The 12,260-nt window shown below is 66.0% G+C and carries 11 protein-coding genes; 4 read left to right on the plus strand and 7 right to left on the minus strand.

The genetic code is table 11. The features are described from left to right. Nucleotides 1-16 precede the first annotated feature (16 nt). Genes C167_RS0111390 through C167_RS0111400 form a run of 3 tightly spaced genes read right to left on the minus strand, consistent with a single transcriptional unit; the run spans nucleotide 17 to nucleotide 3,575 of the window. Nucleotides 17-1,219, minus strand: a complete 1,203-nt coding sequence (locus tag C167_RS0111390; RefSeq protein WP_017518405.1) for a 3-oxoadipyl-CoA thiolase — start codon at nucleotides 1,217-1,219, stop codon at nucleotides 17-19. A 32-nt stretch (nucleotides 1,220-1,251) separates the two neighbouring features. After that, entirely contained in the window at nucleotides 1,252-2,802 is a 1,551-nt protein-coding gene (locus C167_RS0111395; RefSeq protein ID WP_017518406.1) for a 3-hydroxyacyl-CoA dehydrogenase, read from the minus strand. Beyond that, nucleotides 2,799-3,575 (minus strand): enoyl-CoA hydratase, encoded by a 777-nt coding sequence (locus C167_RS0111400; RefSeq protein WP_017518407.1) that lies wholly within the window; start codon nucleotides 3,573-3,575, stop codon nucleotides 2,799-2,801. The genes C167_RS0111395 and C167_RS0111400 overlap by 4 nt, the downstream gene beginning before the upstream one ends. A gap of 242 nt (nucleotides 3,576-3,817) precedes the next feature. Between C167_RS0111400 and C167_RS0111405 the strand changes: the two genes are divergently transcribed. From C167_RS0111405 to C167_RS0111415, 3 genes are all read left to right on the plus strand, one after another. Continuing rightward, nucleotides 3,818-4,684, plus strand: coding sequence for an IclR family transcriptional regulator (locus C167_RS0111405; RefSeq protein ID WP_017518408.1), 867 nt, complete (start codon nucleotides 3,818-3,820; stop codon nucleotides 4,682-4,684). A 59-nt stretch (nucleotides 4,685-4,743) separates the two neighbouring features. After that, nucleotides 4,744-5,898: an acyl-CoA dehydrogenase family protein gene (locus tag C167_RS0111410; RefSeq protein WP_017518409.1), complete on the plus strand. Its 1,155-nt coding sequence runs from the start codon at nucleotides 4,744-4,746 to the stop codon at nucleotides 5,896-5,898. A 114-nt stretch (nucleotides 5,899-6,012) separates the two neighbouring features. Next, nucleotides 6,013-7,290 (plus strand): MFS transporter, encoded by a 1,278-nt coding sequence (locus tag C167_RS0111415; protein WP_017518410.1) that lies wholly within the window; start codon nucleotides 6,013-6,015, stop codon nucleotides 7,288-7,290. 143 nt (nucleotides 7,291-7,433) lie between these two features. On the opposite strand, the gene C167_RS0111420 is transcribed toward C167_RS0111415, so the two are convergent. Next, entirely contained in the window at nucleotides 7,434-7,643 is a 210-nt protein-coding gene (locus C167_RS0111420; protein ID WP_017518411.1) for a cold-shock protein, read from the minus strand. A 290-nt stretch (nucleotides 7,644-7,933) separates the two neighbouring features. Here C167_RS0111420 and C167_RS34845 point away from each other — a divergent pair, with 290 nt between their 5' ends. Then, entirely contained in the window at nucleotides 7,934-8,101 is a 168-nt protein-coding gene (locus C167_RS34845; RefSeq protein ID WP_017518413.1) for a hypothetical protein, read from the plus strand. A gap of 153 nt (nucleotides 8,102-8,254) precedes the next feature. Here C167_RS34845 and otsA read toward each other — a convergent pair whose 3' ends face one another. The 3 genes from otsA to otsB are packed head-to-tail and all read right to left on the minus strand — an operon-like array spanning nucleotide 8,255 to nucleotide 12,254. Beyond that, the gene (otsA, locus tag C167_RS0111435) at nucleotides 8,255-9,664 is read right to left on the minus strand and encodes an alpha,alpha-trehalose-phosphate synthase (UDP-forming) (protein WP_017518414.1); all 1,410 of its coding nucleotides are present in this window, start codon (nucleotides 9,662-9,664) and stop codon (nucleotides 8,255-8,257) included. Beyond that, on the minus strand, nucleotides 9,646-11,445 hold the full coding sequence (locus C167_RS0111440; RefSeq protein ID WP_017518415.1) for a glycoside hydrolase family 15 protein: 1,800 nt from the start codon (nucleotides 11,443-11,445) through the stop codon (nucleotides 9,646-9,648). Before C167_RS0111440 ends, otsA begins: the two co-directional genes overlap by 19 nt. Next, nucleotides 11,445-12,254: a trehalose-phosphatase gene (otsB, locus tag C167_RS0111445; protein WP_235154315.1), complete on the minus strand. Its 810-nt coding sequence runs from the start codon at nucleotides 12,252-12,254 to the stop codon at nucleotides 11,445-11,447. Before otsB ends, C167_RS0111440 begins: the two co-directional genes overlap by 1 nt. Nucleotides 12,255-12,260 lie beyond the last annotated feature (6 nt).

The raw sequence follows: 12,260 nt of genomic DNA on the forward strand, positions 1-12,260 counted from the left end.
ATCCTCACTGGCGCGCTCAGGCGCGCTCGATAACCATGGCGAGCCCCTGGCCCACGCCGATGCACAAGCTGATCACCGCATAACGTTGACCGCTGCGCTGCAGTTGTCGCGCCACGCTCAGCGCCAGCCGCGCGCCGGAAGCGCCCAGCGGGTGGCCGACGGCGATGGCGCCACCATTGGGGTTGACCCGCGCATCGTCGAAATCGACACCCAGACCGTGCAGGCAACCGAGCACCTGGGAGGCGAAGGCTTCGTTGATCTCGATGATGTCCATGTCGGCCAGGGTCAGTTCGGCACGCGCAAGCGCCTTGTTGATCGCCTCCACCGGGCCGACGCCCATGATGCGCGGCTCGACGCCAATCGCCGCTGCCGAGAGAATCCGCGCCAGTGGCTTGAGGCCATGGCGCTCACCGGCGGCCGCAGAGCCGATCAGCAGCGCGGCGGCGCCATCGTTGACGCCGGAGGCATTGCCGGCAGTGACCACGCCGCCATCGAACAACGGCTTCAGGCGGGCCAGCGCGGCCTCGTCGGACGACGGGCGCGGATGCTCGTCCCGCTCGACCAGGGTCGGCGGCGTCTTGCGCCCGGTGGGCACGCTGACCGGGAGAATTTCCTCGGCGAAGAAGCCGGCCTGGCGCGCAGCCTCGTAGTTGGCCTGCGAACGGGCGGCGAATCGGTCGGCCTGCTCGCGGCTGATGCCGAATTCGCGGGCCACGTTGTCGCCGGTCTCCGGCATGCTGTCGTTGCCGAACCCGGCGACGATCTTCGGGTTGGGGAAACGCGCGCCGATGGTGCTGTCGAACACGGTCAGGTCACGGCTGTACGCGGCCTCGGCCTTGGCCATGACGAAGGGCGCGCGGGACATGCTCTCCACGCCACCGGCGACGAACAGCTCGCCTTCGCCACAGGTCACGGCACGCGCCGCGTCGATGACGGCGGCCAAACCGCTGGCGCACAGGCGGTTGACTGTCTGCCCGGGCACGGTGACCGGCAGGCCGGCGAGCAGCGCGGCATGGCGGGCGATGTTGCGGCTGTCTTCACCGGCCTGGTTGGTGTTGCCGAGGATCACGTCCTCGATGGCGTCGCCGGGCACATGGGTGCGGGCCAGCAGCTCGCGAATCACCTGGGCGACCAGGTCGTCCGGACGCACCGGCGCAAGGGCACCGGCGTGACGACCGAAGGGGGTGCGCAGGCCAGCGTAGATATAGGCGTTGAGCATGGAAGTCTCCTTGAAAACGGTGACGCCGGGCCTCAGCCCAGCGCGGGCTCGGCGTGGCGCAGCGACAGCCCCAGCGCGGCGCGGCGGCGTAGCCAGGGGCCGGGGCGGTAGCGGGCATCGCCGGTCAGGTCGGTCATGCGTTCGAGAATGCGCAGCAGGCGCGCCGGGCCGACGCTGTCGCCCCAGGCCAACGGGCCCTGCGGGTAGCCCAGTCCGCGGCGCACGCCTTCGTCGAGGTCATCGACGCTGGCGATGCGCTGCTGGACGATGTCGCCGGCCAGGTTGACGATCAGCGCCAGGACGCGCTGGGCAACGAAGCCGACGCTGTCGTTGATGACCGTGACGCCGACGCCGTCAGAGGCGAGCAGCGCGTGCGCCGCATCGCGCATGGCGCTGCAGGTCGCCGGGTTCTGCATCAGGCAGCGGTGGCGCTGCAGGTCCAGCAACAGGTCGATGCACAGGGTGCGCGCCGGGTCGGTGCCGTAGTGCTGGCAGGCAGTGGTCGCATCCACGCCATAGGGCGCGAGCAGGCACAGCGCCTCGCTGCTCGGCTCGGCGCCCTGCTCCAGATTCGCGCCCAGGCTCTTCAGCAATTCGCCGAGGCGTTGGCGATCCGGGTCGTTCTCCGCGCCGATCCACACCGGCGGCAACGCCGTCACGCCCGGCACCGACTGGGGCGCGGGCGGGTCGATCATCTTGCCGTCGGCGTATCGATAGAAACCACGGCCGGCCTTGCGCCCGACGAAGCCGGCCTCGAGCATCTGCCGGGTCAGCGCCGCCGGGCGATAGCGCGGCTCCTGGTAGAACTGGTTGTAGATGGATTCGATCACCGGGTGCGAAACATCCAGCGCGGTAAGGTCGAACAGCTCCAGCGGGCCCATGCGGAAGCCCAGGCCCTCGCGCAGGATGCGGTCGATGTCGGCCGGCTCGGCGATGCCTTCCTTGAGCATCTGCAGTGCTTCGGTGCTGTAGGCACGGCCGGCGTGGTTGATGATGAAGCCGGGGGTGTCCTTGGCGCGGATGCCGCGATGGCCCATGCGCGTGGCCAGCGCTATCAGGCAATCGCCGACCTGCGGATCGCCGGCCAGGCCGTCGATGACCTCGACCACCTTCATCAGCGGCACCGGGTTGAAGAAATGGAAACCCGCCACCCGCTGCGGGCGCTGGCAGCCACGGGCGATGCTGGTGACCGACAGCGACGAGGTATTGGTGGCGAGAATGCAGTCGGCGCTGACCACTGCCTCCAGCTCGGCCAGCAGCGCCTGCTTGGCGTCCAGCCGCTCGATGATCGCCTCGACCACCAGATCGGAATCTGCCAGCTCGCTCAGGGCCCCGGCGACCAACAGGCGGCCCAGGGTCGCATCGGCCTCTGCAGCAGTGATCTTGCCCTTCTCCGCCAGCTTGGCGAGGGTCCGCCCGAGGTTGTCGCGAGCCGCTTGTGCAGCGCCATCACGGGCGTCGAAGAGTTTCACCTGGATGCCGGCCTGGGCGGCGATCTGGGCAATGCCGCTGCCCATGACGCCGGTGCCGACGATGGCGATGCGCTGGATGCGCTCGCTGCCAAACGAAAGAGTCATGTTCATTCTCCCAGGAAGCTGGCTTGGCGTTTTTCCAGGAAGGCGGCGGCGCCCTCCTTCTGGTCCTTCGAATCGAACAGCAGCTGGAAGGCCTTGCGTTCCAGGGTCAGGGCGCTGTCCAGCGGCAGGTCGGCGCCGGCGAGCATCACTTCCTTGATCTGCGCCACCGCCAAGGGCGGCAGCGCGGCGATCTCGGCGGCAAGCTCCAACGCGCGGGGCAGCGTGCGCGAGTCTTCCACCACTTCGCTGAGCATGCCGATGGCCAGGGCCTCAGGCGCCTTGATCAGGCAGCCGGTCAGCGCAATGCGCATCGCCTGGAACTTGCCGACAGCGCGGATCAGTCGCTGGGTACCACCGGCGCCGGGCATCAGGCCGAGCTTCACTTCCGGCTGGCCGAAACGCGCCGACTCACCGGCGACGATGATGTCGCAGTGCATCGCCAGCTCGCAGCCGCCGCCCAGGGCGAAACCGTTGACCGCGGCGATCACCGGTTTCGGGCAGCGGGAAATGGCTTCCCACAGCAGTTCGGTGTGCCGGCGGTACATCTCGATGGGACTGGCCTGGGCGAACTCGCGAATGTCGGCGCCGGCGACGAAGCACTCTTCACCCCCCGTCAGCACCACCGCGCGAACCTCGCGGTTGTCGCTCAGGGCGCGGAAATGCGCGGCCAGTTCCTGGCGCACGGCGGCGTTCAAAGCATTCCTGGCTTCCGGACGATCGATGCGGACAACCGCCACGCCATCGGCGCGGATATCGAGATGAACCACGTTGGTACTCATGACAGCGAAGACCTCTTATTGTTTCGTCTGACGAAACTACATTCCGTATTTCGATTCAATCATAGTGATACGGAATCAAGGCTGTAAACGGTGATGATCCAACATCTCCTGAAAGACCCGTAAAATGTGGGTTCTTGATATTTTTACCAGCACGCCTGTACTAACCAAACCAGACCCACTATAATTTCGTCTGGCGAAACTGCATTTTATTTTATTGATTTTCCGTGAATAGGGGTTCTACCATGCGCCGCAACAAGACGGAGATGGATTCGGCTGCGCCGACAAAAAACGAAGGCGAGATCGGCCTGCTGGAACGGGGCCTGTATGACCCGGCCACCGCGTTGAGCGAAGAGGAAAACAGCGGCCAGTTCGTGACGGCCCTGGCCCGTGGCCTGGAGATCCTGCGTTGCTTCACGCCACGGGAAAACGTGCTGAGCAACCAGGACCTGGCCCGCAAGACCGACCTGCCCAAGCCGACCGTGACACGCCTGACCAACACGCTGATGCGCCTGGGTTGCCTCAAGCGCGAGGTGCACTCGGGCAAGTACCAGCTGGACGTCGGCGTGCTCGGATTCGGCTACGCGATGCTGTCGAACCTGTCGATCCGCGCGGTGGCCCACCCACTGATGGAAGAACTGGCCAACCACGCCCAGGCGGCGGTGGCCATGGCTGCCCGCGACCGCCTGCAGATGGTCTACCTGGACGTCGTGCAGGGGCAGGGAAACATGACGATGCGCCGGCAGATCGGCAGTTACCTGCCGCTGGCGGCGAGCTCGGTGGGCCGCGCGTGCCTCGCGGCGATGCCGGAGAACGAGCGGGAATTCCTGCTCGACCACATTCGCGAACGCGAACCGGAAAACTGGCCGGCCATCCGCAAGGGTCTGGACCGTGCCTTCAGGGACTTCACCGATTACGGCTACTGCCTGTCGATCGGCGAATGGCACCGTGACGTCAACTCCGTCGCCGTGCCCTTGGTACACCCGCAGTACGGGCTGCTGGCCTTCAACTGCGGCGGCCCGAGCTTCCAGCTGACCCGCGAGAAGCTCGAGGACGACATCGGGCCCCGCCTGATCAACATGGTCAACAACATAGGTGCCGCCGCTCGCTGAATCTCGGGTGACGGTGCCTCGCCAGACTGGCCCGCTCGCGGGCCTTTTGAGGAGTGCACATGATCCGAGACCCAGAAACGCTGCAGATACTTCTGGATTCCATCCACCAGTTCGTCGGCGAAGTGCTGATCCCGCGGGAGAACGAGGTCGCCGAGACCGACGCCATCCCGCAGGACATCATCGAGCAGATGCGCGAGATGGGCCTGTTCGGCCTGACCATCCCCGAAGAGTTCGGCGGCCTGGGCGTGACCATGGAAGAAGAGGTGAACATCACCTTCGAACTCGGCCGCACCTCCCCCGCCTTCCGCTCCTACATCGGCACCAACAACGGCATCGGTTCCATCGGCATCCTCATCGACGGCACGCCGGCGCAGAAAGCCCACTACCTGCCCAAACTCGCCAGCGGCGAACTGCTCGGCGCCTTCTGCCTGACCGAGCCGGACTCGGGCTCCGACGCCGCCTCGCTGAAGACCAGCGCCGTGCGTGACGGCGACTTCTACGTGCTCAACGGCACCAAGCGCTTCATCACCAACGCCCCGCATGCCGGCATCTACACCGTGATGGCGCGCACCAATCCGGCGATCAAGGGCTCCGGCGGCATCAGTGCATTCATCGTCGAGCGCGGCACGCCGGGTATTTCCCTGGGCAAGCCGGACCACAAGATGGGCCAGAAAGGCGCCCACACCAGCGACGTGATCTTCGACAACGTGCGCATCCCCGCCAGCCAGCTGATCGGCGGCCTCGAGGGCGTAGGCTTCAAGACCGCCATGAAAGTACTCGACAAGGGCCGCCTGCACATCGCCGCGCTGAGCGTCGGCGCCGCCGAGCGCATGCTCGCCGACGCACTGCAGTACGCCCTGGAGCGCAAGCAGTTCGGCCAGCCGATTGCCGAATTCCAGCTGATCCAGGCAATGCTCGCCGACAGCAAGGCCGAGATCTACGCCGCCCGCTGCATGGTGCTGGACGCCGCGCGCAAGCGCGACGAGGGCCGCAACGTCAGCACCGAAGCCTCCTGCGCGAAGATGTTCGCCACTGAGATGTGCGGCCGCGTCGCCGACCGCTGCGTGCAGATCCACGGCGGCGCCGGCTACGTCAGCGAGTACGCCATCGAGCGCTTCTACCGCGACGTGCGCCTGTTCCGGCTCTACGAGGGCACCACGCAGATCCAGCAGGTGATCATCGCTCGCAACATGATTCGCGAAGCCCAGTCCTGACCCCCACGGGGCGGGTGCGGGGCCACTCTCCCACGCCCGCCAGCAGGATTCGTACGCACGCTTACCGAGGGCCGGTCTACCGGCCCGCCAACAACTACAACAGGTAACTCGTTCATGGAAAACACTGCTTCCGCCACGGCGGCGACAACCGCCACACAGAGCAAGACCTGGATACTGGTCTTCGCCTTCTGCTTCCTTGGTCTGCTGATCGACGGCGCGGACCTCATGCTGCTCTCCTACAGCCTCACCAGCCTCAAGGCCGAGTTCGGCCTGAGCAACCTCCAGGCCGGCAGCCTGGGCAGCGTCACCCTGGCCGGCATGGCCTTCGGCGGCATCTACGGCGGCTGGGCCTGCGATCGCTTCGGCCGGGTCAGAACCGTGGTCTGGACCATCGTACTGTTCTCCGTCGGCACCGCCGTGCTCGGCCTGACCCACAACTATTGGCAGTTCGCCGCCGCACGCTTCGTTGCCTCCCTCGGCCTGGGCGCCCTTTACGTCGCCTGCAACACGCTGATGGCCGAATACGTGCCCACCAAGTACCGCACCACGGTGCTGGGCACCCTGCAAGCCGGCTGGTCGGTGGGCTACATCGTCGCTACCCTGCTGGCCGGCTGGATCCTGCCGGACCACGGTTGGCGCTACCTGTTCTACATCGCCATCATCCCGGTGGTGCTGGCCGTGGCCATGCGCAAGCTGATCCCCGAGCCCGCCGCCTGGGTCCAGGCGCAGGCCGAACGCCAGCAGCGCAAGGCCGCCGGCCCGTCGAGCCAGCCCGCCGCGCCTCGGCAGAACGCCTTCCGGCAGATATTCAGCGACCCGCGGGCCAGCCGCATGTTCCTGTTCTGGGCGCTGACCGCCGGCTTCCTGCAGTTCGGCTACTACGGCGTGAACAACTGGATGCCGTCGTACCTGGAAACCGAGATGGGCATGAACTTCAAGGCAATGACCGCCTACCTGGTCGGCACCTACGCCGCGATGATCCTCGGCAAGGTACTGGCCGGCGTCGCCGCCGACTGGTTCGGCCGCCGCACCGTGTTCTCCTTCGGCGCCCTGGGCACCGCGGTGTTCCTGCCGGTGATCGTGCTGTTCCACAGCCCGGAGAACATTCTCTGGATGCTGGTGGTGTTCGGCTTCCTCTACGGCATCCCGTACGGCGTGAACGCGACCTACATGACCGAGAGCTTCGCCGCCGCCTTCCGAGGCACGGCAGTGGGCGGTGCATACAACATCGGGCGCATCGGCGCGGCCATCGCCCCGGCGGTGATCGGCTTCCTCGCCACGCAGATGTCCATCGGCGTGGGCTTCCTGGTGATGGGTGCGGCGTACTTCATCTGCGGCGTGATCCCTGCCCTGCTGATCCGCGACAAGCAATTCGACCCCCAGCAGGAGTGACCTGAGCGCTCAGCGCCCAGCTCCGACAAACGCCCGATGCAGTGCACCGGGCGTTTTTGTTTGTGCCTGCGAAAGGGCGCCAGGGCAAATCGCAGGCAAAAAAAAGCCCCGCCTAAGCGGGGCTTTCTCGTCAGCGATGTCGATTAGACAGCGCGAACTTGTTCAGCTTGCGGGCCTTTCTGGCCGGCAGTCACAACGAAGCTGACCTTCTGGCCTTCGTCGAGGGACTTGTAGCCGTTGCCTTCGATCTGACGGAAGTGAACGAATACGTCCGGGCCGCTTTCCGGGGTGATGAAGCCGAAGCCCTTCTCAGCGTTGAACCACTTGACGATGCCGTTTTGACGATCGGACATGATGTTGTCTCCTAAAAGAATGCTAAAGGCCGGCCGAATGCCGACCGGCGATGAGCTGAATGCGTAGTGAAGAGGTGCCGAGGAGATGGAGCATCTTGTAGAAGAACATCAAGTCGCGGAACTCGTTACTGGGCAGGCAGCCCATGCAGAATACAGGGTCTGGCGACGATTCATAGCTTTTTTTCACGACCCGTGGCGATTTTGACAAATGGTCGAGCAATTCGGGCGCAATTTGGGAAACCCGTGTAGGCTTACCGGGCCGGTTTGGCGCCCATCGCACAGGTGACTTCATGACTGATTCACAGCTGGATCGCGAACGTTCGGAGCTCGATGAAAAGATTGCCGCTTTCCTCTCCCAGGGTGGCGAAATCCAGGAAATCCCCGTTGGCCAACTGGCAGTCAAGGTCGAGCGGAAGTCGCAGTGGGCCAAATCCGACGGCAAGAAACCTGCCCCCTAGCCTTCGAAGACTCAGAGAAAACCCCGCCCAGGCGGGGTTTTTCGTTTCACGGGCAGGACGGCGGGCACCGATGCCCCTGTAGGAACGGGCCCTATCCGCGATCACGCCCGACGCGTTCGCGAGCCAGCTCGCGAACAGTGTCAGATGCGCGCCTCAATGGCCTAGGTAATGGTTCGACAGCCAGTTCAGCGCCCTGCCCGGCCGCGTCAGTGCATCGATGAAGCTCGGCCCCCAGAAGCGGATGTCGTTGGCCTCCAGCACGGCGTACATGTCACGGTGGCGTGCCTGGCGCTCCCTGAGCGGCATGCGCAGCGCCTGCAACATGGCGTCGGCCAGCGCATCGCGGTCATGGGGATTGATGATCAGCGCACCGCCCAGCTCGGCGGCGGCGCCGGCGAATTGGGAGAGGATCAGCACGCCGGGGTCGTCCGGGTCCTGGGCGGCAACGAACTCCTTGGCCACCAGGTTCATGCCATCGCGCAGCGGCGTCACCAGGCCGATCCGCGCATGGCGCAGCACCATGGCGATATCCGAACGCTGGTGATTGCGCGCCACGTAACGCAGCGGCACCCAGGACACGGCGCCGAAGCGGCCATTGACGTGCCCCACCCGCGCGCTCACGGCGGCGTCGATGTCGGCATATTCGGGGATGTCCTGGCGGCTGCCCGGTGATATCTGCAGGCAGGTCACGCGGTTGTGCCAGTCAGGGTTGCGCTCCAGGAAACGCTCGTAGCCGTCGAGGCGATTGACGATGCCCTTGGAATAGTCGAGCCGGTCCACTCCCACCATCAGGGCGCGCTCTCCGAGGCTGTCACGCAGGTCCTGCGCTGCCTGGCCCTGCGAGGCTTCCTCGGCCAGCCGGCGGAAACCGGCGGCGTCCACGCCCACCGGGAACACGCCGACGCGAAAATGCTGGTCCTCCAGGTGATAACGCCGGCCATCGGGCGTCGCCGCGCCGACCACACGGGTCAGGTAGCGGGCGAAGTTGCTGGCGTCGTTCTCGGTCTGGAAGCCGATCAGGTTGTATTGCGTCAGCGCACGGAACAGTTCGTCGTGGTGCGGCAGCGCGGTGATCAGGTCCGCCGGTGGCATCGGGATGTGCAGGAAGAAGCCGATGCGGTTGGCGTGGCCGCGCTGCCTCAGGGCCGAGGCCAGGGGAATCAGGTGGTAGTCATGGACCCAGAGGACGTCGTCCTCTTCCAGCAGCGGGCTCAGGCGCTCGGCGAAGAACTCGTTGACCCGCTGGTAGCCGCCGAACTCGGCCTCATTGAACTCGGCCAGGTCCACCCGGTAATGCAGGATGGGCCAGAGCACGCGGTTGGCGAAGCCGTTGTAGTACTCGTCGAAGTCCTGCGGGTGCAGGTCGGTGAGGATGTACTGCAGATTGTCGCGCTGGACCATGTTCGGCGGCCCGGGTTCCTCGGCCTTCTCGCCGCTCCAGCCGAACCAGATGCCCTGGCGGTTGCGCATGGCAGCCTCGACCGCCACGGCCAGCCCGCCGGGCGCCGGACCGTTCTCATCGGGTATCGCGACCCGGTTGGAGATCACCACGAGGCGCGGCATAGACCTTCCTCCCAACCGATGGAAAGGCGCATGGCGGAGTTGATCAGCCCGGCCATGGAATAGGTCTGTGGAATATTTCCCCACAACTCCCCGGTGTGCGGATGCAAATCCTCCGAGAGCAGCCCGTAGCGGTTGCGCGCAGCGATCAGTTGCTCGAACAGCTGGCGCGCCTCGTCGGTGCGGCCGATGGCGGCCAGCGCATCGAGGTACCAGAACTTGACCACCAGGAAGGCCGTTTCGGGCACGCCGAAATCGTCCGCCGCGGCGTAGCGCAGCATCTGACCGTTGACGTTGAGCTCGCGGCCGATGCACTCGACGGTGGCAATGAAGCGGGGGTCGTCGGCCTCGATGATGCCCAGCTCGTTCATCAGCAGCACGCTGGCGTCGAGGTCGTCATGGCCGAAAGCGCCGGTGAAGCACTGCTTCTTCTCGCTCCACGCCTGGGCGAGGATGCGTTCGCGCAGGTTGGCGGCCTTGTCCATCCAGCTGCCCGCCTCGTCGCTACGTCCCAGGCGCCGGGCGATGCGCGCCACGCGGTCGCAGGCGACCCAGCAGAGCAACGCCGAATGGGTGTGGATGCGCTGGCGGCCGCGGTACTCCCAGATGCCTGCATCCGGCTCGAAAGCGGCATGCACGGCCTTGGCGGCGAGGTTTTCCAGCAGTTGCAGCATGCCTTCGCTGCTGGGGTTGGGCAGGCGCTCGTCGACGAAGCTCTGCAGCACCGCCAGGGCCACCGAGCCGAACACGTCGTGCTGGTTCTGCTCCACGGCCTGGTTGCCGACGCGCACCGGTGCATGATTGAGGAAGCCCGCCAGGTCAGGCTCGACGCGTTCGGTGAGGTCCTGGTTGGGAATGATCCCGTACAGCGGCTTGAGCACCGCGTCGCCGCTGGCGACCGTGGTGATGAAATCGATGTAGCCCTCCATCGTCCGTGTGGCACCCAGGCGGTTCAGCGCGAGGATCACGAAGTAGGCATCGCGCAGCCAGCAGTAGCGGTAGTCCCAGTTGCGCTGCGAATCCGGCGCCTCCGGCACCGAGGTGGTGGCGGCGGCAATGATCGCCCCGGTGTCCTCGAAGTTGCACAGTTTGAGGGTAATGGCCGAGCGGATCACCACGGGCTGCCATTCGAAGCAGATGGCCAGACCGCGTACCCAGTCGTGCCAGTGGTTCTGCGTGCGCTTGAGGTAGTCGCGGACCACTTCGCCCGGGGCATTGCCCAGCGGCTCGTCGAGGCCGATCACCAGGCTCACCGGGTGGCGCAGGGCGAACGGCGTTTCGTGCTGTATGTAGGCCAGCGGGGCGTCGGTGGTCAGGCGCAGAGGCTCCTCGCCTTCCAGGTAGCGGATATGGCTGGAGCCGGCAGCGCCCTTGCTGGGCTTGCCATAGCCATGGGTGGGACGGACACGCAGCGTGATCTTCGGCACGCCCTCCATGGGCTCGATCAGTCGGCACAGCTGTGCCGGGCGGTAGATGTGACCGTGTTCGAGGAAACGCGGGGCGAAGTCGGTGATGCGCACCGCGCCGCCGTTGTCGTCGCGCAGCACAGTGGTGATGATCGCCGTGTTGCGCTGGTAGTCGGAGGTACTGCTGACCTGGTTTTCCAGCACCACGTCGGCAAAGCCCTTTTCGTCATCGCCCGCCAGCAGCCGGGAAAAAGCCGGGTCGCTGTCGAAGTTCGGGTAGCACCACCAGACCAGTCGTGCCTGTGGATTCACCAGTGCAGCCACCCGGCAGTTGCCGATCAGGCCCAGTTCCAATGCACCTTCGTGCCGGTTCGTCATCAGTGATTTCCTCCTGCTTGTATCAGTGCTGCACGGACCTGCTCCGCGTCGCTGAACACCGCGCAGGCACCGGGCAACGCGCGCCCAACCGAGAGGCCGAGGCCGCCCAGGGTCGGCATCAGTGCGATGGCGGGTTCGTCGGTGACGTCGTCGCCGATGTACAGCGGCAGGCGCCCGGCAAAGCCCGGCGTGCCCAGCAGGCGCTGGATCGCCTGGGCCTTGTCGACGCCTTGGCAAACGACTTCGTAGACCTGTTTGCCGTTGAGCAACCGCAGCCCAGCGCCCTCCGGCGCGCGCAGCAGTGCCTGCAGCTCGACGCGCAGTTCTGCAGCGAGCGCAGGTGCGGCGCGGTAGTGCAGCGCGTAGCTGCTGCCCTTGTCCTCGGCCAATACGCCGGGATGCCGGTTCGCCAGGGCGCTCAACTGCACCCGCACGCAGGCGGGCAGGTCCTTGGCCGTGCGGCGCACGGGGCTGTCGGCGGTCTCGCGCCAATGGGCGCCATGGCCTCCGCTGGCGGGGAGGCGCACGGGTTGCAAGAGCCGGTCGAGTTCTTCGACCGGGCGGCCACTGATCAGGGCCAGGGCACCGTCGAGTCCGCGATGCAGGCGTGTGAGCGCATCGAGCAGCCCGGGCGGTACGACGACCGCGTCGGGTGATTCGGCGATGTCCAGGAGGGTTCCGTCGACATCCAGGAACAGTGCGGTCTGCTGAGGTCGGCTGAGCCAGAGGTTCAGCAGCGCAGTGGCTGAGGCCTCGCTATGCGGGACCATGGCCGTGTCGACGGGTCCCCTGGGTTCGGGACGTGACATGAGCCA

It is taken from the genome of Pseudomonas nitroreducens TX1 (genome assembly GCF_000313755.1).
Taxonomy (GTDB): Bacteria; Pseudomonadota; Gammaproteobacteria; order Pseudomonadales; family Pseudomonadaceae; genus Pseudomonas; species Pseudomonas nitroreducens_A.